General features: G+C 68.5%; 28 protein-coding genes. 10 read left to right on the top strand and 18 right to left on the bottom strand.

Translation table 11 applies throughout. The features are described from left to right. The first annotated feature begins 202 nt into the window (after positions 1 to 202). The gene (gene erm / locus IU459_RS29700; RefSeq protein ID WP_195132900.1) at positions 203 to 1,015 is read left to right on the top strand and encodes a 23S ribosomal RNA methyltransferase Erm; all 813 of its coding nucleotides are present in this window, start codon (positions 203 to 205) and stop codon (positions 1,013 to 1,015) included. Positions 1,016 to 1,290: 275 nt separating this feature from the next. Here erm and thpD read toward each other — a convergent pair whose 3' ends face one another. The 11 genes from thpD to IU459_RS29645 all read right to left on the bottom strand — a co-directional run bounded on the left by thpD (position 1,291) and on the right by IU459_RS29645 (position 10,220). Continuing rightward, positions 1,291 to 2,208: an ectoine hydroxylase gene (gene thpD, locus IU459_RS29695; RefSeq protein WP_228838708.1), complete on the bottom strand. Its 918-nt coding sequence runs from the start codon at positions 2,206 to 2,208 to the stop codon at positions 1,291 to 1,293. Beyond that, positions 2,205 to 2,603, bottom strand: a complete 399-nt coding sequence (locus tag IU459_RS29690) for an ectoine synthase (RefSeq protein WP_195132899.1) — start codon at positions 2,601 to 2,603, stop codon at positions 2,205 to 2,207. The genes thpD and IU459_RS29690 overlap by 4 nt, the downstream gene beginning before the upstream one ends. Then, entirely contained in the window at positions 2,600 to 3,877 is a 1,278-nt protein-coding gene (ectB, locus tag IU459_RS29685; RefSeq protein ID WP_195132898.1) for a diaminobutyrate--2-oxoglutarate transaminase, read from the bottom strand. The genes IU459_RS29690 and ectB overlap by 4 nt, the downstream gene beginning before the upstream one ends. Further along, on the bottom strand, positions 3,874 to 4,476 hold the full coding sequence (gene ectA, locus IU459_RS29680; protein ID WP_195132897.1) for a diaminobutyrate acetyltransferase: 603 nt from the start codon (positions 4,474 to 4,476) through the stop codon (positions 3,874 to 3,876). The genes ectB and ectA overlap by 4 nt, the downstream gene beginning before the upstream one ends. A gap of 84 nt (positions 4,477 to 4,560) precedes the next feature. Further along, positions 4,561 to 5,598 (bottom strand): sensor histidine kinase, encoded by a 1,038-nt coding sequence (locus IU459_RS29675; RefSeq protein WP_324199079.1) that lies wholly within the window; start codon positions 5,596 to 5,598, stop codon positions 4,561 to 4,563. Positions 5,599 to 5,653: 55 nt separating this feature from the next. Next, positions 5,654 to 6,364, bottom strand: coding sequence for a response regulator transcription factor (locus tag IU459_RS29670; protein WP_195132895.1), 711 nt, complete (start codon positions 6,362 to 6,364; stop codon positions 5,654 to 5,656). A 437-nt stretch (positions 6,365 to 6,801) separates the two neighbouring features. Next, positions 6,802 to 7,149, bottom strand: coding sequence for a hypothetical protein (locus IU459_RS29665; protein ID WP_228838707.1), 348 nt, complete (start codon positions 7,147 to 7,149; stop codon positions 6,802 to 6,804). Between the two features lie 520 nt (positions 7,150 to 7,669). After that, positions 7,670 to 8,455 carry an RNA polymerase sigma factor SigF gene (locus IU459_RS29660; protein WP_040778876.1) on the bottom strand — a complete coding sequence of 262 codons (786 nt, stop codon included), beginning with the start codon at positions 8,453 to 8,455 and terminating at the stop codon, positions 7,670 to 7,672. Next, the gene (locus tag IU459_RS29655; protein WP_324199078.1) at positions 8,445 to 8,822 is read right to left on the bottom strand and encodes an anti-sigma factor; all 378 of its coding nucleotides are present in this window, start codon (positions 8,820 to 8,822) and stop codon (positions 8,445 to 8,447) included. Before IU459_RS29655 ends, IU459_RS29660 begins: the two co-directional genes overlap by 11 nt. A 212-nt stretch (positions 8,823 to 9,034) precedes the next feature. Then, entirely contained in the window at positions 9,035 to 9,718 is a 684-nt protein-coding gene (locus tag IU459_RS29650; RefSeq protein ID WP_440446541.1) for a PAS and ANTAR domain-containing protein, read from the bottom strand. 88 nt (positions 9,719 to 9,806) lie between these two features. Then, the gene (locus tag IU459_RS29645) at positions 9,807 to 10,220 is read right to left on the bottom strand and encodes an STAS domain-containing protein (protein ID WP_195132893.1); all 414 of its coding nucleotides are present in this window, start codon (positions 10,218 to 10,220) and stop codon (positions 9,807 to 9,809) included. Positions 10,221 to 10,602: 382 nt separating this feature from the next. On the opposite strand from IU459_RS29645, the gene IU459_RS29640 reads away from it, so the two are divergent. After that, positions 10,603 to 11,814, top strand: coding sequence for a glycosyltransferase (locus tag IU459_RS29640; protein ID WP_195132892.1), 1,212 nt, complete (start codon positions 10,603 to 10,605; stop codon positions 11,812 to 11,814). 12 nt (positions 11,815 to 11,826) lie between these two features. Here IU459_RS29640 and IU459_RS29635 read toward each other — a convergent pair whose 3' ends face one another. Next, complete coding sequence (locus tag IU459_RS29635) at positions 11,827 to 12,321, bottom strand: DUF6328 family protein (protein WP_195132891.1); 495 nt, start codon at positions 12,319 to 12,321, stop codon at positions 11,827 to 11,829. Further along, positions 12,308 to 12,733, bottom strand: coding sequence for a ChaB family protein (locus IU459_RS29630; RefSeq protein WP_195132890.1), 426 nt, complete (start codon positions 12,731 to 12,733; stop codon positions 12,308 to 12,310). Before IU459_RS29630 ends, IU459_RS29635 begins: the two co-directional genes overlap by 14 nt. A gap of 131 nt (positions 12,734 to 12,864) precedes the next feature. Here IU459_RS29630 and IU459_RS29625 point away from each other — a divergent pair, with 131 nt between their 5' ends. The 3 genes from IU459_RS29625 to IU459_RS29615 are packed head-to-tail and all read left to right on the top strand — an operon-like array spanning position 12,865 to position 14,422. Then, positions 12,865 to 13,428, top strand: coding sequence for a nucleotidyltransferase (locus IU459_RS29625; RefSeq protein ID WP_195132889.1), 564 nt, complete (start codon positions 12,865 to 12,867; stop codon positions 13,426 to 13,428). Continuing rightward, positions 13,428 to 13,697 (top strand): BON domain-containing protein, encoded by a 270-nt coding sequence (locus tag IU459_RS29620; RefSeq protein WP_195132888.1) that lies wholly within the window; start codon positions 13,428 to 13,430, stop codon positions 13,695 to 13,697. The genes IU459_RS29625 and IU459_RS29620 overlap by 1 nt, the downstream gene beginning before the upstream one ends. Before the next feature lie 5 nt (positions 13,698 to 13,702). After that, the gene (locus IU459_RS29615; RefSeq protein ID WP_195132887.1) at positions 13,703 to 14,422 is read left to right on the top strand and encodes a metallophosphoesterase family protein; all 720 of its coding nucleotides are present in this window, start codon (positions 13,703 to 13,705) and stop codon (positions 14,420 to 14,422) included. Between the two features lie 10 nt (positions 14,423 to 14,432). Here IU459_RS29615 and IU459_RS29610 read toward each other — a convergent pair whose 3' ends face one another. After that, positions 14,433 to 14,852: a CBS domain-containing protein gene (locus IU459_RS29610; RefSeq protein WP_195132886.1), complete on the bottom strand. Its 420-nt coding sequence runs from the start codon at positions 14,850 to 14,852 to the stop codon at positions 14,433 to 14,435. Between the two features lie 196 nt (positions 14,853 to 15,048). Between IU459_RS29610 and IU459_RS29605 the strand changes: the two genes are divergently transcribed. From IU459_RS29605 to IU459_RS29585, 5 genes are all read left to right on the top strand, one after another. Then, a complete protein-coding gene (locus IU459_RS29605; RefSeq protein ID WP_195132885.1) occupies positions 15,049 to 15,390 on the top strand; it encodes a hypothetical protein in 342 nt (113 codons plus the stop codon). A gap of 80 nt (positions 15,391 to 15,470) precedes the next feature. Next, positions 15,471 to 15,935, top strand: coding sequence for a hypothetical protein (locus tag IU459_RS29600; protein ID WP_195132884.1), 465 nt, complete (start codon positions 15,471 to 15,473; stop codon positions 15,933 to 15,935). Then, positions 15,932 to 16,258 carry a hypothetical protein gene (locus tag IU459_RS29595; RefSeq protein ID WP_195132883.1) on the top strand — a complete coding sequence of 109 codons (327 nt, stop codon included), beginning with the start codon at positions 15,932 to 15,934 and terminating at the stop codon, positions 16,256 to 16,258. Before IU459_RS29600 ends, IU459_RS29595 begins: the two co-directional genes overlap by 4 nt. A 314-nt stretch (positions 16,259 to 16,572) precedes the next feature. After that, entirely contained in the window at positions 16,573 to 17,508 is a 936-nt protein-coding gene (locus IU459_RS29590) for a glycosyltransferase family 9 protein (RefSeq protein WP_195132882.1), read from the top strand. Between the two features lie 51 nt (positions 17,509 to 17,559). Further along, positions 17,560 to 19,065, top strand: coding sequence for an FAD-dependent oxidoreductase (locus IU459_RS29585; RefSeq protein ID WP_195132881.1), 1,506 nt, complete (start codon positions 17,560 to 17,562; stop codon positions 19,063 to 19,065). 6 nt (positions 19,066 to 19,071) lie between these two features. Here the strand turns inward: IU459_RS29585 and IU459_RS29580 are convergent, their stop codons facing one another. From IU459_RS29580 to IU459_RS39450, 4 genes are all read right to left on the bottom strand, one after another. Then, complete coding sequence (locus tag IU459_RS29580; protein ID WP_228838706.1) at positions 19,072 to 19,599, bottom strand: AAA family ATPase; 528 nt, start codon at positions 19,597 to 19,599, stop codon at positions 19,072 to 19,074. A 104-nt stretch (positions 19,600 to 19,703) separates the two neighbouring features. After that, complete coding sequence (locus IU459_RS29575; RefSeq protein WP_195132879.1) at positions 19,704 to 20,564, bottom strand: SDR family oxidoreductase; 861 nt, start codon at positions 20,562 to 20,564, stop codon at positions 19,704 to 19,706. A gap of 78 nt (positions 20,565 to 20,642) precedes the next feature. Further along, complete coding sequence (locus IU459_RS29570) at positions 20,643 to 21,668, bottom strand: PP2C family protein-serine/threonine phosphatase (protein ID WP_228838705.1); 1,026 nt, start codon at positions 21,666 to 21,668, stop codon at positions 20,643 to 20,645. Beyond that, positions 21,665 to 21,787, bottom strand: a complete 123-nt coding sequence (locus IU459_RS39450) for a hypothetical protein (protein ID WP_267469910.1) — start codon at positions 21,785 to 21,787, stop codon at positions 21,665 to 21,667. Before IU459_RS39450 ends, IU459_RS29570 begins: the two co-directional genes overlap by 4 nt. Between the last annotated feature and the right edge of the window lie 21 nt (positions 21,788 to 21,808).

Raw genomic sequence — 21,808 nt, 5'->3', positions numbered from 1 at the left:
GCGCCGTACGCGGTAGGCGCGTACTACATCCGCCTGCGTGCGGAGGCCTGGGCTCTGCCAGCGCACCGTAGCACTTCGATCTACTGATTCCGTTCGATCGGAATCGACTCCCACGGGTAGCGGCCCCTATGCTCCGCTGTGCCCTGGCATGGGTCCGGGCGAATCACCTTCCTGATTCGACCACTCCGTTCGGAGGACACCCATGTCCCGCCATCGCTCTCTTCCGCGTGCCCGAGCCAGCAGGCTCGCCACCCCGAGCACGCGAATGCGGCTGTCGCAGAACTTTCTCACCGATGCCGGTGCCGCACGCTTGATCGTGTGCACCTCCGGTGTGGGCGCCGACGACCTCGTGTTGGAGATCGGCCCCGGCGACGGCATGCTGACCCGGCATTTGCTCGATACGGCAGGCCGCGTCCGCGCCTATGAGAAGGACCGCCACTACGCGGATCTGCTGCGCCGCAGGTACCCGAACGATTCCCGAATCCACTTGTACCACAGAGATTTCCGCACGGTGCAGGCTCCGCGGGAGCCGTTCGCCGTTGTGGCCGACGTGCCGTTCGCCATCACGACCGACGTCGTGCGCTGGTGCCTGGCCGCGCGGCGGCTCACATCCGCCACACTGCTGACCCAAATCGAGTTCGCCCGTAAGCATTCCGGTGAGTACGGCCGCTGGACCAAGCTCACCGTCAGCCATTGGCCGACGACGGCGTTCGAACTCGGCGCCCGCATCGGCAGGCGCAACTTCCACCCGGTGCCGCGAGTCGACACCGCCATCCTCCGGCTGCGCAACCGGCCCGATCCGCTGCTCCCCCGCGAACTGATCGGCGACTACCGCAGGGTGGTCGAACTCGGTTTCTCTGGAGTCGGCGGGTGCCTGGCCGCGTCACTGCGCCGGGAATTCCCGGCCGGCGCCGTACGCGCATCCTGCGCGGCGGCCGGAGTTCCGCTCGACCAGCCGGTCGGGCTGGTCTCCGCCGATCGCTGGCCGTCCCTTTACCGAGCACTGCGCACCTGACCGGACGGCGACCCCGCCGAACCGGCAGTGCCCGGTCGGCCGAGCGGAGGCCGAACACGGCGAGGCTCGCGCGACGGCCGAAGAAATGGGTACCCGCGGGATCCGCCCGCCGAATCACGAAGGCAGGCGGGCCGGCCGTGTCGTCTCGGCGATGAATATTCGCCGGAGATGACGCGGCCGGCCTACCCCTGCTGGTCGAATCCGGCAGCCACGATGATGCCGATATCGTCCAGCGGCGGACCACCTGCGCGGTCGAGCCCGAGCCGAGCGCTCGGTCAGGCCGACAGAGGCGTGAAGTCGCGGCTGCCGATGTAGCTCGGCCGCGGCGCGGGCGCGGCGAACGGCTCGACGAGGGTGTTCTCCACGCTGTTGAACACCACGAAGATGTTCGAGCGGGGGAAGGGCGTGATGTTGTTCGACGATCCGTGCATCAGGTTGGAGTCGAACAGCAGCGCCGATCCGGCCCGGCCGGTGAACTGACTGATCCCGTACCGGTTCGCCAATGTGGTGATGTCCTCGGTGGTCGGCACCCCGATCTCCTGCTCCTGCAACGACTCCCGATAGTGCTCGGCGGGGGTGCTGCCCAGGCACGGTACGAAAGTACGGTGCGAGCCCGGCATGACCATCAGGCTGCCGTTGATCGGGTAGTTGTCGGTCAGCGCGATCGACAGACTCACCGCGCGCGGGGCGGGCATCCCGTCCTCGGCGTGCCAGGTCTCGAAATCCGAGTGCCAGTAGAAGCCGGTGCCCCGGAAGCCGGGCATGTAGTTGACCCGGCTCTGGTGCACGTACACCTCCGATCCCAGCACTTGCTCGGCCAACCGGAGTATCCGCGGCCGGCGCACCAGCTCGGCGACCGCGGCGCTGAGCTGGTGCACCTCGAAGATCGAGCGCACCCGGTTCGACGACTTCTCCACGATGAGCCGGTCGTCGTCACGCAGCGCGGGATCCGCGGCGATACGGGTGACCTCGCCGCTGAACTCGGCCACCTCTTCGGGAGTGAGCAACTCGTCGAAGATGGCGAACCCGTCGGTGTCGAACGACGCGAGTTCCGGGCTGTCGATCTTCCCCCAGACCGTGGGGTCGGCGCGCTCCAAGTGCGGAACGGGTGTGCCGAGCCGGGTCGGGTAGCGATCGTAGCGTGCGGTCTCGGGCCGAGTATCGGTGTGCTGCAGAACCATTGCTGTGCTCATCCTCCGATGGTCGCGGCGACCAGCGGGTAGACGCCGTCGCTGTCGTGAACCTCCTGCCCCGTGACCGGCGGGTTGAACACGCACATCATCCGCATCCGGGCACGGACCTCGAGGCGGTGGCGTTCGTGTCCGTCGAGCAGGTACATCGAGCCGGGCGCGAGCTCGTAGCTGACGGCGTTGTCCAGATCGGTCAACGTGCCCTCGCCCTCGATGAGCCACACCGCCTCCACATGGTGCAGGTAGTGGAACTCGTGCACCGTCCCGGCGTCGATGGTGGTCTCGTGGAAGGAGAATCCGACGCCGTCACCGCCGAGGATGATGCGCTTGCTGCGCCAGCCCTCGCCCTTGACGTCCCGCTCGGTGCCGGTGATCTCGGCGGTGCTGCGCACGATCATGCGATCGCTCCCATTCCGCCGCACACCGACTCGACGGCGCCGGTGAGAACATGCAGGCCCTGGTCCAATTCCTGCTCCGTGATCGTCAACGGCGGAAGCAGCTTCACCACCTCGTCGGTGGAGCCGGAAGTCTCCACCAGCAGACCACGCTCGAACGCGATCTGGCAGACCTTGCCCGCCTGGGAGGGATCGTCGAACACTACGCCGTGCACGAGACCCCGGCCGCGTGTCGAGACGCCGGGAAAGTATCCGGCCAGGTCACCCAGGGCGCGTGCGATCTTCTCGCCCTTGACCTGGGTCGCGGACTGCAGGGCGTCGTCGGACCAGTAGTGGCGCAACGCGGTGGTCGCGGTGACGAACGCCGGATTGTTGCCGCGGAAGGTGCCGTTGTGCTCGCCCGGCGACCACTCGTCCAACTCCGGCTTGAACAGCACCAGCGCCATCGGCAAACCGTAGCCGCCGATCGACTTCGACAACGTGACGATGTCCGGGGTGATGCCCGCGACCTCGAAGGAGAAGAACGGTCCGGTGCGCCCGCAGCCCATCTGCACGTCGTCGACGATGAGCAGGATCTCCCGAGCCGTGCACAGCTGGGCGAGATGCCGCAGCCACTCGGCGCGCGCCACGTTGACGCCGCCTTCGCCCTGCACGGTCTCCACGATCACCGCGGCGGGGCGGTCGAAGCCCGATGAGGTGTCGTCGAGCACCTTCTCCATCCACTGGAAGTCGGCGGTGGTGCCGTCGAAGTAGCCGTCGTAGGGCATGTGCGCGGCGTGCACCAGCGGCACGCCCGCCCCCGCACGCTTGGCCGCGTTGCCCGTGACCGACAGCGCACCCAGGGTCATGCCGTGAAAGGCGTTGGTGAAGCTGACGATCGTCTCGCGTCCGGTGATCTTGCGCGCGAGCTTGAGCGCCGCCTCGACGGCGTTGGCGCCGGTCGGGCCGGGGAACTGGACTTTGTAATCCAGGCCGCGCGGCGCGAACACGGTATCGCGCAATGCTTCCAGCAGCTCCCGTTTGGCCGCGGTCGACATGTCCAGGCCGTGGGTGATGCCGTCACCAGCGATGTAGTCCAGCAGCGAGCGCTTGAGCACGTCGTTGTTGTGCCCGTAGTTCAGCGCACCGGCGCCGGCGAAGAAGTCCAGGTACTCCTTGCCTTCCTCGTCGCGCAGCCAGCTGCCCTTCGCGGTGGTGAACACGGTGGGCCAAGCGCGGCAGTAACCGCGCACGTTCGACTCCAGACTCTCGAAAACGGTGGTGTCGGCGTTGATCATCGGTGATCCTCCTCGGTGGTGCGGGCGGTCGGTGCGATGCGGTACAGCTCTTCGGGTGCGTGGCTGTCCGGGAAGTCGCCGGCATCGAACAGGGGGCTCTTGGTGATGTCCGCTCCCCTCGCTCTCGCCACCGACGTGAACATGGCGATGGACGCCGGGTTGTCCGGTGAGATCGTCGTCTCGAGTACTGAAATCCCCTGGGCAGCGACGCTGTTGAGCAAGGTGTGCAGCAGCTCGGTGCCGATTCCGCGGCCACGCTGTGCGTGATCCACCGCGACCTGCCAGACGAAAACGGTGTCGGTCGCCTGCGGGCGGATGAATCCGATCACGTATCCCACTATGTGGCCGTCCAGTTCGGCGACCAGCGAGGTTCCGGCGAAATCGCGGCACCACAGCAAGTAGGCGTAGCTCGAATTGGCGTCGAGCACGGCGGAGTCCTTGGCGATCCGCCACATCGGAGCGCCGTCGCCCAAGCGGGGCGTGCGCAGAACCACGGCCGGCCCGATGTCGTTCCGGGACCGGGTGGCTCCCAGAGCGGCCGCGGCGTGTTCGACGCGCGATCGCTCGAGCTCCGCTGGGGACAGGGTTGGCAGTGACATACAACTCCCTCGTCGGGTCAGCAGTACTTATTCAGGCTTGCGAAGCGACTTTGAGCTGAAGTGGTCGACTTCTTTACGGTCGTATTACGGATGGATGTCGCTCAACCGGGGCAGTCGCACGACGAATCGCGCGCCGCCGCCCGGCCGCTCGGTACAGTCGACCCGGCCGTGATGCGTGGCGACGGTCTCGGCCACCAGCGCGAGGCCGATCCCGGTCCCGCCGGTCGAGCGGCGGCTGCGCGCGGTCGCGAACCGTTCGAAGATGCGCGCCCGGTCCGCGAGCGGCACACCGGGCCCCGCGTCGTCCACGGTGATCACCGCGTCGGTGCCGTCGCGATGCACGGTGACCGCGACCACACCGCCGCCGTGCCGGTCGGCGTTGTGCAGCAGGTTGGCCACCGCGCGTTCCAGCTCCAGCTTGCGGCCGCGCACGGTGACGTCCTGATCGACAGTGAGCAGCCGCGCCGGATAGCGGCGATCGGCCAGTGTGTGGGTGAGCAGGTCGCGCACCGACAGTGGCTCGGCGTCGCCGTGGTGCATGCCGGCCTCCACCCGGGCCAGCGCGAGCAGATCGTCCAGGAGCCTGCGCAGGTGGTCGACCTCGGCGGTGACCAGGCCCACCGCACGCTGGGAACGTTCCGGCAGATCGGCGCGATGCCGATTGAGCACGTCGACGCTGGCCATCAGGGTGGTCAGCGGGGTGCGCAGCTCGTGGCTGACGTCGCCGAAGAGGCGATGCTCGCGTTCGATGCGCCGCTGCAGCGAATCGACCATGGAGTTGAACGATTCGACCGTGATGGCCAGGTCTTGGTCCCCGGTGGCAGACAGTCGCAAGTCCAGGTCGCCGGAGGCGATCCGCGCGGCCGTGCCGGCGAGCTGGTGCAGGGGGGTCAGCACCCGCCTGCTCGCCCACCAGCCGACCGCCGCGCCGATCAGGGTGACCGCGACGGCACAGCCGGTCAGCACATTGCGCAGCAGCTCCAGGTCGGCATTCAGGTCGCCGGACGACTCGGCGCCCGCCTGCTGGCGCTGCGCCTCCAGATAACCGCGGCTGATGACGAACACCGACACGACCAGCACCAGCGACATCAACGCGGCGATGGCCGCGAACGCGGCCGTCACGCGACCGCGCAGGCTCCAGGCGCCCGGGCTCCAGCGTTTGGCATCGAAGCGGCGCTCAGCGCCGCACATCGAGGCGGTAGCCGAGCCCGCGCACCGTCACCACGACGCGCGGGTCGGACGGATCCCGTTCGATCTTGGTGCGCAACCTGCGCATGTGCACGTCCACGATCCGCTCGTCCCCGAAGAACCCACGGTCCCAGACGCGTTCGAGCAGTACGGTGCGGCTGAGCACCCGGCCGGGTGACTCCGCCAGCTCACACAGCAACCGGAACTCGGTGAGCGTGAGCCGGATCTCCTCGTCGCCGCGGCGCACCACGCCGCTGTCCTGTGCGAGCACCAGCGGAGCCGTGTCGTCGGCCTCCAGCACCATCTCTTGCGGCGTCTCGCGCTCAACCGTTACCCGGGCGCGCCTGCGCACCGCGCGCATGCGCGCGGTGATCTCCTTGATCTCGAACGGCTTGGTGACGAAATCGTCGGCGCCCGCCTCCAGGGCGGCCACCACGTCATGGGTGTCGTCGCGAGCGCTGACCACGATGATCGGCACGTCGTGGTCGCGGCGGATCTCGCGGATACATTCGAATCCATCCATACCGCCGAGCATGAGATCGACGATCATCACGTCGGGCACGCCGTTGCTGCGCAGATGGGTGAGCGCGTCCTCGGCTTCCTCCGCCTCGTCGACGTCGTAGCCCTCATCCTCCATCGCGAGGCGTAACGCCCCACGGACCCGGTCGTCGTCTTCCACGATCATCAGGTTTGCGCTCAAGACCTTATCCCTTGCAGACATGCGGAAGCGCGTCACGATGCGGATTACCGCATCCCCATACCGACGCGACCTTCCGCTTTCGAGCAACCTTGCTCGCTTTCAAGTACCCGGGGGGCTCGGCCGGTAAACGTCCGGCAGACCGGCGCGGAGCCCCATCGGGTCGTCCGGACACGCTATATGGCCTACCGGTGCGGCGGTGATCGAGTCAATTGGCTGACGTAGATGTGCCGCTGGCGCACAACCGCACAGACCACCGACTTGTTCACGAAAACAGTTCTGCCACAGACACTTTCATATGCAGTCTGCGTAATGTCAACGTGGCCGGGGTGCACACCGAGCAAATCGGAACCCGCGATCGCACTGTGCTCCTCGTCACCGTATGCGGAGGGGGGCCACCGACGGTGACGGGACTCACCCCGGTCGCAGCGGCCCTGCGGCTATCGCGGCGCTTCGAGGCGGTTGAAGTTACTCGGTGATCCGTCGGCATTGCGCTCCTGGTACCAGAAGCGCAGCTTTCTCGCGTCGAAGGTGGCGAACCATTCGTCCCATCCCACCCGGCGCAGCACGGCGCCCCCGTACCCGGGGAAGTCGAATCGCAGCACTCCGAGCCGTCCGTCGTATTCGCTGCCCGGCACGGTCGCGGGCCGGGCGCCACGCTGCTGCGCCCAGCGACGGATGACGTCGTGATTCCTAGTGACGGAAATCCCCTTGGCCTGGGGCGGCGACCCAGAACCACCCGGCCCCGCCAGCGGATTCCGGGTGCCTGGTCGGCGCTGGTCGGTCATGACGAGCTCCTCGAGCCATCGGCATCTGTTGTCCGGCTCCTGACTGACTACCCGGGGGACATACTCCGCAAACTGGTCGGCCGAACCGTCCGTAATCCCAGCATCCGGCCGGTTCGGCCCGCAATCGTTGGGTAACCGGCCGATGGTCGGCCCCTACGCACGGCGCACGCCGCCGAGCGGCGCCGATCATGAAACGAGGAGGAGTGCGATGCGCAGTGTCAGCACGGCGCGGCCGGTCCCGGAGCCCGTTCCGCCGAGGCCCGAGCCGGACCCCGTGCCCCCCATCCCGGAACCGGATCCGGTGCCGCCGATCCCGGAGCCGGATCCCATCCCGGATCCCAATCCCGTTCCGCCGGGTCCAGGTCCGCTGCCGCCGGTGCCAGGACCGGTTCCCCGGCCGCCGACGCCAGGACCGGTGCCGCCGCCTCCGGTGCCCGGTCCCGGCGGACCCTCTCCGGACCCACAGCCGCCTGGGCCTTCGCCGGACCCGACGCCCCCGAATCCGATATAGGCCGGATACTCAGTCGCGCAGTGCCTGCTCACGCAGGGAATTCAACGTCCTGGACAGGATGCGCGAGACATGCATCTGGGAAACACCGAGGCGCTCGGCGATCTGGTTCTGCGTCAGCGACTCGAAGAATCGCATGATCAGCACCTGGCGCTCGCGCTCGGGCAGCTCGCCGATCAGCGGTTTCACCGCCATGAAGTCTTCGACCAGGTGATAGGACGGTTCCTCGGTGCCGAGGCTGTCCAACAGGGGCAATGGCGCGTTCTCGATGTCGTCGCCTGCCACGGCGTCGATGGAGGACGACTGGTAGGCGTTGCCCGCGATCAATGCCTGCGTCACTTCGACCAGATCGACGTCCAGCTCCGCCGCGATCTCCCTGGCCTTCGGCATCCGGCCGAGTCGCTGCGACAGCGTCTCGACGGTCGCGCCGATGCTCAACTGGATCTCCTTCGTCCGGCGCGGCACGCGTACGGCCCAGGTGTTGTCCCGGAAATGCCGCCGGACCTCGCCCATGATGGTCGGCACCGCGAACGACAGGAACGACGATCCGCGCGCCACATCGAACCGATCCGCGGCCTGCACCAAGCCCAGCCGCGCGACCTGCAGCAGGTCGTCGAAGTTCTCGCCGCGCCCGGAGAACTTCCTGGCGATGTGCTCGGCCAGCGGCAGGCAGCGTTCGATGAGTTCCTGGCGCATCGCCTCCCGGCGCGGATCCTCCGGGGCCAGGGCTGCGATCTTCTCGAACAGCGGTTCGATGTTGTCGTAGCTGTCGCCGCGCGATCTCGACTCACCCGTCATCCGCGGCACCCCGCACCCAGCTGAAGTCGATCACCGTCGGATACCCGCCCAGCATTCCGTCGTAGGAGCCCTGGGCCGCGGCGATCGACGCGGTCAGGGTCCGCACGATGTGCCAGCCGAAGCCGGCTTGGCCGATCACCGACTCCGAGACCGCCACCGAGGAGACGTGCACGAACATCTTGTCGGCGTCGTAGGTGAACTCACAATCGAGCATCGAGCCGGGCACCGCATCGAGAATCAGCGAGGTCGCCACCTCGTCCAGAGCGAGCCGGATGTCGGTCACCTCGTCCAAGGCGAAGTCCGCGATCAGGGCGACGGTTTCGGCGAGGGCGCGCAACATGGTCAGCTGCTCCGACTGAGCGGGCACGCGTACCCCGACGGTCGTTGTCTCGGTAGAGGATCGGGAAATCCACTCCCCCATTACCCATCACCACCTTGTCCTCGCAGCCGCCGCGGCGGCCTGGATATCGCCAGGTCTTCCGAGCCGCCGAAACAGCGTCTTCGCCGCGGACGTGAATCGAATGGCCGCCGCGCTCCTCGGTCGTTGACGTACCCTGCGCCGACGGATCGAAACACTGGTCAGTCGGTGTCGATCCGTTCGTGGGCGGTGAGCAACAAGTGGTCGAATTCGGTACGCAGGCCCACTGTGGTGCCGGTCAGCCCCGGCAGGTCGGCGACCAGCCGGGTGGCCAGGGTGCGCAACTTCACGTTGGTCTCCTGCGAACGCCAGCTCAACACTCGGAAGGCCTGCTCCGCGCTGATGCCGTAGACCAGCATGAGTGCGCCTTTCGCCTGTTCGATCACCGCACGGGCGGCATATAGCTCGGGCAGCGCGTCGTCCAGCGTTTCCTGCCGGTGTTCCTCGAGCGTCTCGGTGACGTCGATGTAGTACCCGGACGTACCGACCACCTCACCGGACTCGTCCACCATGCGATCGGCCACCAGGATCACGTGGTGGACCTCGCCGTCGGTATCGATGATGCGATGACGACTGGAGAACGGCTCCGCGTAATCGATCGACCTCGCCAAGGCGCTGGCCACCGCGGCGCGGTCGTCCGGGTGCTTGTGGTTCAACAACAACTCCGTGGTCGGCGTCACCGTCCCCGGCGCGTAACCGTGGATCCCAGCCACCTCGTCCGACCACTCCCATCGCTGGTCGGCGAACCAAAACCGAAAACTACCGACGCTCTGCGGCGTTCCCATCCCAATCACCCGGTCCAGCGCGAGGACTTCCTCGGACTGGACCGACCCACTCTCTCTCACAGCAGAATTATCTGTTGCGCGCGCACGCGGTGCGAGCAGATCCGAACGCGTTCCGACGGCGTGCGTAGGTTCGGGGATCGAGGTCAGCTCAGGCGTCAAGTGCCGCCCGCATCGAGGGATAGTGCGGGAACAGCGACCGCACGCCGGTGACTTCCAGAGCCCGTTCCACGCCCGATCCACCAGCGACGATGCGCAGGTCGGGACTGCTGGACACGGCCCTCCGGAGCGCGCCGAGCCGCACTGCCGCGCGCAAACTCATGAATCTGGCCGCCCGCAGATCGATCACAACGGCATCGCACGGTGACTGCAGCGCATGGTCGACCGTGGCGAAGAACTCAGCCGACACGGCGGCGTCCAACTCGCCTTCGACGCGGACCACTACACACTCGCGGCGGCGATCCACCCGCTGTGCCCACAACCGGTTGTCGCGCCTGCGGCCGGGTCCCGAACCGTTGAGATGCACGCCCTCGGCATGCTCTCGTAGCAGAGAAATGGCAGACAAGTCGAACCTCCCATCTGGGGGATTCCAGCTCTCCGCGACGGCTGGGACGAGGGGCGGCGCCTCGAACGAATCGGTTGTCATGCCGTCCCATCGACCGGCTGCGCCGTGCGTCGAACCGGGGTCGGCTGTTATCTCAACCTCCCTACAGTGTGGCACGGCCCGCCCGTTCCCGACAGCGTTCGGCCAGAGAACCTCGCATCCCCGGAATGCCCGCGAGCGAACGATCCATGCATCGGCCGTGGTCACGACTGCGACGGGGGTTTCATCCGCCCGCCTGAGGGCATATCCGGCACATATTCCCCGAACGTCACGCGATGCCGGTCGTTGGGCAGCCGCGCGCATTCGCGCGCCTGCGCCGCCCGCGACAAGAACGGAGCAACCGGTGAAGATCGCCATGGTTTCCGAAGACGCCAGCCCGCTCGCCGAGGGAAGTCCCGCCGATCCGAGCGGGCGCGGTCCGCACGTGGCCGGACTGTCGGCGGCCTACACCCGCCGTGGGCACGACGTGACGGTCTACACCCGCCGCACCAGTCCGGCGTCTCCCGCCGAGCACGTCGCCGACGGCGGCTACCGCGTCGTGTCGGTCCCGGCCGGACCGCCCACTCCGCTGCCCGGCGACCGGACACTGCCCTACCTCGGGGAATTCGGCACGTTTCTGCGGCGGCATTGGGCCGCCGAGCAGCCGGACATCGTGCACGCACATCACTGGCTGTCCGGGTTGGCTGCCGAGCTGGCGGCGCGGGCGCACGGCATCCCGGTGGTGCTGACGTTCCACGGACTCGGCACGGTGCAACGGCGCTGTGAAGGTCTCGCGGACCCGAGCCCGCGCTCGCGGATCCGTTTCGAGCGGCTGATCGCGACCAGGGCGGCGCACGTGGTGGCGAACTGCTCCGACGAGGCCGCGGAATTGGCCAGGATGGGGGTGCCGCGCTTCCGCACCTCGATCGTGCCCTGCGGCGTCGACCTCACCGCGTTCACCCCCGAGGCAAGCCGTGCCGAGCGGCACGCCACGCATCGGCTGGTTGCGGCGGGAGAACTGGTGCGGCGCAACGGATTCGACGCGGTGATCAAGGCGCTGCGGGAACTGCAGGACACCGAACTGGTGATCGCGGGCGGCCCGTCGACCGGCGACCAGGACAACACCGAAGGCCGGAGGCTGCACCGCGTCGCAGCGGAACACGGCGTGCGCGAACGCGTTCGGCTGCTCGGGCCGGTGGCTCGCCCGGCGCTGCCGCGGCTGTACCGCTCCGCGGACGTCGTGGTGTGCACGCCCTGGTACGAGCCGTTCGGCACGGTGGCGCTGGAGGCGATGGCATGCGGCAGGCCGGTGATCGCCACGCCCGTGGGCGGCCTGCTGGACATGGTGGTCGACGGCGTCACCGGGCGGCTGGTCGCTCCCCCGGAGCCGGACGCGATCGCACGTGCGGTTCGCCCGCTGCTCGAGGACGAGACGCTGCGTGAAACATGGGGCGCGGCAAGCTATCAGCGTGCGGCGGGACGCCATTCCTGGGATCGAGTCGCGGTCGAGACGCTCAGCGCCTACCACCGCGGCGCTCCCGCGCGAGCCGGAGAGGTCGTGTCCTGGGCCAGGTGAGCACGACTGTGCTCAGAGATCGGTCGGTGTGCCGCGCCAGCGCCATGGCGCGATGAGCCACGCCACCAGAAAGAGCGCGGCGAGGATGATTCCAGCGACCACAGCTTCCGCCCTCCCCGCCACATAGTCCACCACGAGCACCACCGCCCCGATCAAGGCCAGCCCCAGTAGCGCGAGGCCCGCCATCGCGCACCGATGCGCCGCGGCGACGACGTTACCCAGCCGGTGCCGCCGGAACAGAATGCGATGCCAGGACACCGGCGCCACCAGGAAGACCGTCGCCCCCACAGCGGCACCCAGGGTCGCGACATACAGCATGCGCATGGCGTGCGACAAGGTGCCGAACGACGCCTCGAACGGCAAGATCAACAATGCCCCGAACAGGAACTGCACGCCGGTCTGCACGACACGCAGTTCCTGGATCAGACTTGCCCAATTGCGGTCCAACTGTTCGAGTTCGGTCTCACCACGCTCTCGACGCGCCCAGGCGTCGTCATTCTCTGGCACTCCGGGTCTCCTGGCGATTGCGTTTCTGGATCGCCTCGACGAGTTCGTCCTTGGTCATCCGGGAGCGGCCGGATATCGATAGCCGTCGGGCGACGGCCAGCAGATGCTCCTTCGGCGCATTGGCGTTGACCCCTTCGGCGGTCTTCCCCCGCGCCCTGGGACCGCCGCCCTCGGCGCGTTCGTCGGAGGGACCGCGACGTGGTTTCGGCTCCCAGTGGTCGCCGACCTTCTCGTAGCTGTGTTTCAGTGCGGCGTAGGCGACGCGATGGGCGCGCTGCTCGTTGCCGTTGTACTGTTCGAGCGCGGCGTCGTGCGCTTCCGCGAAGGTTCGCTGAGCCTTCTCGTCCGACCGGCGCAGGGTGCTCGGCAACTCGGACTGTTTGGCTTCGCCGCGTGCCGTCGTCTTGGGCATGATCGCTCCCTTCCGTGTCACGTCCGGTAGTCCGAAAGCCGCTCGCGACATGTCTGCGCGGGCTCTTCGTATCCGGTCGCATACCCGGAGAAACCTCGATTAACCCGGCGTCCGCCGGGTACCACCGCTGCATGGCCGTCACCACCGATCAGTTGCTGCACGCGCTCACCCGCGCGGTGAACGCGCTGGCCGCGACAGATATCCGATTCGCGGTGGCAGGCGGCTGCGCGGTCTACGCTCGCGGCGGTCCGGAGTCGCAACACGATGTCGACCTCTTCGTCAAACCGGCCGATGTGGGGCGGGCGGTCCACGCGCTGACGCGCGCCGGGCTTCGCGCGTGCGAACCCCCGGAGAACTGGCTGCGCAAGGTATACGCCGACGACATCCTCATCGACCTGATCTATCGTCCGAACGACCGCGAGGTGACCGACGAACTGCTCGATCGCGCGACCGTGCTGCGGATCGGACCGACCAAGGCTCCGGTGATCAGCGGCACCGACCTGATGGTGGACAAGATGCTGGTCTTCGACGCCCATCGGCTCGACCTCAGCCCGATCCTGCACATCGCGCGCGACCTGCGGGAACAGGTGGACTGGGAGGTGGTGCGCGAGGAGACCAAGGCGTCGCCGTACGCGCGGGCCTTCCTGGGCCTGCTGGATGATCTCGGCATCACCCGCACCGGAAAGGTGGACTAATGGAGCAGCCGCAATACGTCGTCGCTCATCTGCGCCGCGCGTTGGCCGAGGATCCGCGCACCGCCGAACTCGGCGTGCAGGTGACCATCCGTGGCGATGTCGTGGTACTCGGCGGCGAAGTGAGCAGCGAAGAACGCAAACTACAGATGGAAACCGTGGTCCGCGAACAACTCCCGCACGCCCGCATCCACAACGATGTTCATGTCACCCGTCCCGCGGCGCCCGTGGAAACCGAGACGCTGGAACCGGACCGATCCGAAAGGAGTTGAGCGGCATGCGGATAGCCGCGGTCGGCGACGTACACATGGGCTTGGATTCGCGCGGGCAGTGGCGTCCCGCGCTGCGTGAGCTGCCCGAGCGGGCCGACATCCTCCTGCTTGCCGGCGATCTGACCCGGCACGGCACCGTCGACGAAGCGAAGGTCGTCGCGACGGAGTTCGGGGACCTCGGCGTCCCGGTCGCCGCAGTGCTCGGCAACCACGATTACCACTGCGATGCCGAGCACGACATCGCTACCGTGCTCGGCGATCACGACATCACGGTCCTGGAAGGGACATCGATGACGCTCGCCGTCGACGGGACAACACTCGGGGTCGCGGGCACGAAAGGCTTCGGCGGCGGCTTCGCGGGCAAGTGCGCCAGCGTCTTCGGCGAACGTCTGATGCGCGAATTCGCCGGGCACACCGTAGAAGTGGCCGCCGCGCTCGGCAGCGCCCTCGCCGCGCTGGATACGGATGTCAGGGTAGCGCTCACGCACTACTCCCCCATCAGCGACACGTTGCACGGCGAGCCCAGGGAGATCTATCCGTTCCTGGGGTCGTACCTGCTCGGCGAGGCGATCGACGCGCACGGCGCGGATCTGGCGTTGCACGGGCACGCGCACGCGGGCGCCGAGCGCGGCACGACTCCGGGCGGCATCCGGGTGCGCAATGTCGCCCAGCCGGTGATTCGTGCGGCGTACGCGGTCTATGACCTGCACCCGGCCGCGGTCTGAGCGCGCTGGATCAGAAGTCGGTCGAGATGGCCTCCACCGTGCTGCCCGCCTCGGTGTTCTCGACGGTGGTGGCGACGTCCGCCTGAGCGATGATGCCGACCAGCTGGCCGTTCTCCAGCACCGGCACGCGCCGTACCTGATGCTGCGACATCACCGACATGACCTTGCGTACGTCGTCGTTCGCGTCGACGGTGACCAGTTCTTCGCCGCCGAGCTCGCCCGCGTCCACCCCGAGGGGGTCCTTGCGCTGGGCGATCACTTTGACGACGATGTCGCGGTCGGTGAGCATGCCCTTCAGCCGGTTGTCCTCGCCGCAGATGGGCAGGGCGCCGACATTCAGCTCCGCCATCCGCTGCGCGGCCGTCACGATCGTGTCGCTGGAGCGGATGCATTCCACGTCGGGGGTCATGATTTCCCGTGCTGTTGTCATCGGTGTCCTCCTGGGACGTATCGAATTGTGCGAGCCCCCGAGAATCGGTCGACTCGCTCACGTCGTACCCGCGTTTCGGATCCCGTAACGCGGGCATCCGACCGATATGGCGGCCCCGGATCGCCGATTCGGAGCACTTCCGGCGCAGGGCCGCCGAGCACCGAAATCGTTGCCGCTGAACAGGAAGGACAATCCGATGCTGCCAGCACCGAACGAATCGAACGCGGGATCCGGCGCCGGTGAGCAGCACGGACGCTCGCATGAGACTTTTCCGGATCACGCACGCACGGTCCGCACGCACGCCGGGGAATCCATCGAGGACGCCCGGAACTGGCCGGGCATGATCCTCGTCGGCATCGGCGTCGTGACCATCGCGCTCACGCTCACCGCCGCCGGCTACGGGTTCGAGGGCTGGGCGGTGGTCGCCGGTGTCGTCAGCGCCGTGTGCGTCATCGCCGGTGTGCTCGTGATCGTCGCCGAGCATCGCCGGATCAAAGCGCGCGAAGGCAGGCGACTGAGGGACGCGGCCGGTCACTGATCGGACCGACGGGCGCTCTGGTCTTGCCGGGCAACGCGGCTGGTGTCGCGACCCCATCACCCATTTCGAGGGAGAAGAGAATGACAGACCATCGCAACCGGGCGTGGACGCGCCTGGTACTGCTCACCTGTGCCTGCGCGGCGGGTACGGCGCTCACCACGGGGTGTTCCGGCAACGACGACAGCGCCCCCGTTCCGGCGACGCCCGCTCCAGGGACCTTCTCGATCACCATGCCGGGCCCCGCGCAGACGCAGGTGCCGAACCCGGACCAGATCACGCCGGAGGCGGCGCAGCAGTTGTGCGACATGGCCCGTTCCGACCTCGACAGCTGGCGTGATCAGGGAAGCGTGGTCGCCAGGGTGAGCTTCAACGGCACCGTGCACAACTGGGCGGTCCGCAACGGAGGACTCAACGACTTGATCGTCACCGACCGCGGCGTCGTCGACACCGTCACCACGCAGAACTGCCCGGACGTGCGCCAGCAGGCGCTGGAGGCGCTGGACGCGGCGGATCTGGCCTCGGCTCTCGCGGGGTTCGGGCGATGACCACCGCGATCGGGCCCGGTCGTCTGGGCATAGCTGTTCTGGCCGTGCTGGCGATGTGCGCGGCAGGCTGCGGGGATGAGCCGAAGAAGGTCGTGAACAAGGGCGGCGACACCCCATGCAATGAATTCGTCGCCCAGGATCCCGATAAGCAGCGCATCACCACGGAGAAGTTCCTCGAGCAGGAGCGCGAAGGTGACGGAACGCCGGACGCCAACACCGTGGACGCCGCGATCGCGGCCATCGAATTGATGTGCGCGGCACAGGCCAACCCGGATACCCCGATCCGGAAGGCGGATCTCACCGGCATTCTCGTGCCGAAGTAGGCCTCTGAGCTGCCCGGCGTCGGAGTGGAAACGGCAGGTTTCGAACTGCGCCTTACGGGCATATCCCGAATACCGCTCCCGCCGTGGGTTACCCAGGCGCCGCCCCAGCGGGAGTACTGCCGGAATCCGATGACGCATGCCCCCGACAACGGCGTCGAGGAGCACATCGGCCGGCGTCTTCGAGACGCGTTCTCCCGGCGTCCGAGCAGGATTTCCGGCGAGCGGCTCGAAGCTGGTGGCACACCCGCCCCGGGTTCGCCAACGACGTCGTCCCGGCGGCGGGTCTCCCCCTCGCGATCACTGTGGAGGCATCCGTGACGGTCACGCTCGCACTCTGCGCGCATGGGCTGCGCGAGCTGCTGACGGTGGTTCCGGCCTTGCGCGCGTTGCACGACGCCCGGTCACCGCACCGGCTGGTTCTCGCGGCGCCGGGCTGGCTGCGTCCCGTCATCGAACTGGCCGATTGCGTCGACGAACTGCATGCGACTCCGCTGCCTGCCGCGTTGCGCTGGAACGCGCCCCCGCCCGCTTTCGCGGTCGATCTGCACGGTGCGGGCGCCGAGAGCATCGGTGCGCTGCTCGCGACCGGCCCGGCGCACATGATCGCCCACCGCCACAAAGACTTTCCTCGGGTGCCCGGCCCGGCGTGGCGGCCGGGCGTGCCCGAGCCCGCACGGTGGTGCCGACTGCTGGAGTACGCGGGCATTCCGGCCGATCCCGCTCGCCTGGACATCGCGCCGCCGCCGGAGAGCATCGGCGAGCGCGAATCCATCGTCGTGCACCCTGGAGGTGCGCCGGCGCGGCGCTGGCCCGAGGAGCGGTTCGCGGCCGTGGCGGCCGACCTCCGCGACTGGGGATACCCGGTGCGCCTGGTCGGCAGCGCCGCGGACCGTCCGCTCGTGCGCCGCATCGCGCAACAGGCCGGATTACCCGAAACCAGCGCGCTGGCGGGTGAACTCACGCTGCGCCAGCTCGCCGCCACGGTGGCGGGCGCGGCGCTGGTGGTGAGCGGCGACACGGGTGTGGGGCACCTGGCCACCGCGTTCGGCATCCCGTCGGTGCTGATCTTCGGGCCGGAATCGCCGGCGACCTGGGGCCCGCCGCCGGAACGCGAGGCGCATACCGTCCTCTGGGCAGGCCGCCTCGACGATCCGCTGGCCGACGCGCCCGCGCCGGGGCTGGCCCTGATCAGCGTCGCCGAGGTGGTCGCCGCCGCGGATCGGCAGCTCACCAGCCAGGTGCGGGTGTGAGGAGCGTGTCCTCGGGCGTTTCGGCCTATCGAGACCGGCTATTTCGGGGTTATGACCTCCCTCTGGCTGCACGGCGCACAGATCCCGGCACGATTGCGGTTGACGCCGGGCTCGCGCTTCGACACGGTCGTGATCGGCGGCGGGCTCACCGGCCTGGTGACGGCGCTGCTGATGGCGGAGAACGGCATCGAGGTGGCCGTGGTCGAAGGCAGACGCGTCGGCGCGGGAACGACCGGTTCCACCACCGGAAAGATCAGCCTGTTGCAGGGCACCCGGGCTCAGCAGATCGCCGCGCACCACTCCGATCACGCACTGCGCGCCTACGTCGAGGCGAATCGCGCGGGACAGGAATGGTTGTTGCGTTTCTGCGCCGAGCATCGCGTTCCGGCCGAGCGGGTCGCCGCGCTGACCTACGCGCAGAACGAGGACGAATTGTCCGCGGTGCGAGCCGAATTCGCCGCGACGCAGAAAGCGGGCCTGGCCACCGAGCTGCTCGACGAAGTCGATGTTCCGTTCCCGGCGCACGGCGCCGTCCGCCTCGCCGATCAGGCGCAGCTCGATCCGATGGCGCTGCTCGCGGCGCTGGCGGCGGAGGTGGAGTCGCACGGCGCGCCGATCTACGAGTCCACCCTGGTACGCGGCGTGCACCACGGCGAGCGGGGCGATCTGGTGGTGTCCACCGAACACGGTGAACTCGCCGCGCGCAAGGTGGTGTTGGCTACGGGAACACCGATTCTCGATCGCGGCGGATTCTTCGCCCGGCTCACCCCGCAGCGGTCCTATCTGGCGGCGTTCGCCGTGGACGAGCCCATTCCGCACGACATGTACATCAGCGCGGGCAGCCCGACGCGGTCCCTGCGCCGCGTGCAGGGACCGGACGGCGAGTTGCTGCTCGTCGGCGGCAACGGCCACGTCGTCGGCCGCGGCGGATCGACTCGGCGCAAGGCCGACGACCTGGTGAGCTGGGCGCGGACCTGGTTCCCCACCGCGACACCAGTGCACCAGTGGTCCGCCCAGGACTACGCGCCGGTCGACGAACTGCCCTATGTGGGCCCGGTGCTCCCTGGGCAGAACGACATCCAGCTGGCCACCGGATACGCCAAGTGGGGGCTGACCAACGGCGTCGCCGCGGCTATCGCGCTGGCCGGTCGGCGTGTCGGCGATCCACCGGACTGGGCGGGCGCGCTGGCCAGTTGGCGCCCGAGTGAACTGAAGGCGCTTCCCACGGCGACGAAGGTGAACGGCGCGGTCGCCCAGCACCTTTCCGCGGGCTGGCTGCGTGCCGTGACCCGGCACGACGGCGCGGCCCCTGCCGAAGGCTGCGGCGCGGTGCTGCGTGAGGGCCTGCACCCGACGGCGGTGTGCACGGTGGACGGCACCACGACGCGGGTCTCGGCCATCTGCCCGCACCTGTACGGCATCGTGAGCTGGAACGACGCCGAACGCACCTGGGATTGCCCGCTACACGGCTCGCGGTTCGCGCCCGACGGCACGTTGCTCGAGGGTCCGGCGACGCGATCCCTAACTCCACTCCAAATGCCGCGCGGTACCTCCTGAGCGGCGTCAGCCGCCCAGGGGGCGAGCGTCGGCGAGGATCTTGTCGACGGTCTGCTCTACTGTCAGGTCCGACGTGTCCAACCAGAGCCCGATCCGCGGTGTGCCTTCCCGCAACACGGCGTCCAGACCCCTGACGGTGAACTCGTCGTAGGCGTCCTTGCCACGCCCGGCCTCACGGGCGGTGACCACCTCGGGGCGCGGCGCCAGTACAACGACGTACAGCGGACGCGTGATGATCAGATCCGCCATCCACGGCAGGAATTCCCCGAGGACTACGTCTTGCACGACTACCGTGAACCCCGCGTCGGCGTACGCGTCGGCAGTGCTCGCGGCCAAGCTGTAGCGCAGTCGGAGCTGGGCGAGCGCCTCCGGCGACGGCTCAGGGCTCATCTCCGCACGTCCGTTCACGACGAATCGGCGGAAGGTGTCGCCGCGAACGTGCGCGGAACGCGGGAGCCGTTCGGCGAGTGCCTGTGCGACGCTGGACTTGCCCGCGGCCTGGATCCCGGTGATCAGAAAGACGGCAGACGCCATGATGATCATGATCGCGCACCACGGCGTCACCGTCGAACGAATTTCCGGTCGCCTGGTCGCGATTGCCGGGCACAACCTGATCGGGGTCTGGGTACGTCCAGTCGTCAGCGAGCGGGCGCGCTGGCCTTCTGCTCGACGTAGCGGGTCATCGCCCAGTTCAGCCCCCGCATCGCGAGAGCGTATGCGGGCGGGAAGTAGCGCTGGGCCCAGAAGCCGACGCGGATGTCGGTCGAGGTGAAGATCAGATACCGATTCCGCTCGACGCCGCGCACGATCGATCGGGCCGCCGCCTCCGGCGTCACAGCGTGCCGCATGAACAGCGACATCCCGCGCTGCACCGCCTCGGCCGTCCGGTCGACGCCCGCGATATCGACGCTGTCGACCATCGGTGTGGCCATGGCCCCCGGACACACCAGGCTCACTCCGATGCCGTGCCGGGCCAGATCGAAGCGCAACACTTCCGACACCCCGCGCAAGCCGAACTTGCCCGCGCTGTAGGGCGCATGCCACGGCAGTCCGAACAATCCCGCCGCAGACGACACGTTCACCAGATGCCCGCCGCGTCCGGCGGCGATCATCTGGGGGACGAACGCTTCGATTACATGAATCGGGCCCATCAGGTCGATGTCGATGGTGCGCCGCCATTGCGCGTGCGTCAGCCGGTCCACGGTTCCCCAGGTGGCGATTCCGGCCACGTTCATGACGATGTCGACACTGCCGACCGCGGCGTGGGCCTCCGCCGCCAGCGCGACGACCTGGTCGTAGTCACTGACGTCGGCGGCCGTGGCGACGTGCACGGTCGCGCCCGCCGCACGCGCGTCGGCGGCAGTCTGTGCGAGTCCGTCGGCGGCGATGTCGGTGAGCACCAGCGCGGCGCCTTCGGCCGCGGCCGCGAGTGCCGTACTCCGACCGAGGCCGCTGGCCGCGCCGGTGATCAAACAGGTCTTACCGCCGAACTTCGTCATAGTCGACGACCATACGCAACCATGAACATCACTGTCTATGGAACTGGAGAACGGCGTTTCGCCACCTTCTGGCGGCTGTCACCGGTCGTCATCCCGGCGGCCCCGCCACGGCACCGGAGCCAGCGCAACAGTGATGTTGTCACCGCCGCCGCAACCCAATGCGAACTCGGCGAGCGCGTTGGCCGCCGCCGCGGGAGCGGCTCCGGCCACCTTGTCGGACAAGGCGGACGCTGCGGGCAGATAGTTCCACAACCCGTCCGAGCACAGCAGCAGCATGCCCGGCCCCGTGGCACGCATCGTCCGCACGCAATTGTCCGCCCAGGGTTCTGGCGGACTGTCCGCACCCAGCCAGCGGATCAGCGTGTGGGCCCGCGGATCGGCCATCGCGGCGCGCTCGTCCAGCGCGCCGGCATCGACCAGGGCTTGCGCCCAGGAATCGTCGACGGTCAACCGCCGCGAAGCCTCGTCACCCGCCTCCGCCAGCCAATACGCCCGGCTGTCACCGACATTGGCGACGGTGATCTCGGTATCGGCGCCGCTGTACAGCACGATGGCGGACACGTAGGTGCACGATGGAGCCGGACCATCGGGAACGTCGACCTCGCGCACGGCCTGCGCCGCGGCGGCGAGACCGCGCATGATGGCGTCGGTCGCGGGCTGTCCGGCGGCGAGCGCGGCGGCGGTGGCGCCGACGCCGGCGCGTACTGCCGCACCGGAGGCCACCTGCGGCCGCGCCGAGGTCGAGACTCCGTCGCTGACCGCGATCACGACGGCCGTCGATGATCCGGTGATCGCACTGTCGAGCACCCCCGCGGCGACGGCATCCTCATTGCGCCCATGGACGATTCCGCGATCGGTGAGTACCGCGACCGCGCCGAGATCGGCGGCGGAGCGATCCGGCAGCCGCCGGCGCCGTCCACAGTGCGCGCATCGCTCGTCAGTGTCGAATCGGGTTCCACCGCACTGCGCGCACGGGGTCGGATCGTGGGCGGGCAGCGCGACGTAGCGGTAACCGAGTTCGCGGTCGCAGGATGGGCAATGGCGGCTGTCCATCCCGACGGCCGCACACCCGGCGCAGCGTAGGTCGCTGCCGTCGTCGCTCATACCTGCGCCTCGCTGACGCTCGGCTCCGGCACGAGCGAGAGCCCGGCTGTGTCCATCGTTCGCTCGCTGCGCTCACTCACGGCCCGCGCCTCGCCGACGCTCGGCTCCAGCACGCTCATGGCACGATCCCGAGGTCGTCC

The organism is Nocardia amamiensis (assembly GCF_015477605.1).
Classification (GTDB): domain Bacteria; phylum Actinomycetota; class Actinomycetes; order Mycobacteriales; family Mycobacteriaceae; genus Nocardia; species Nocardia amamiensis_A.
This window is presented reverse-complemented; position numbering and strand designations above follow the sequence as displayed.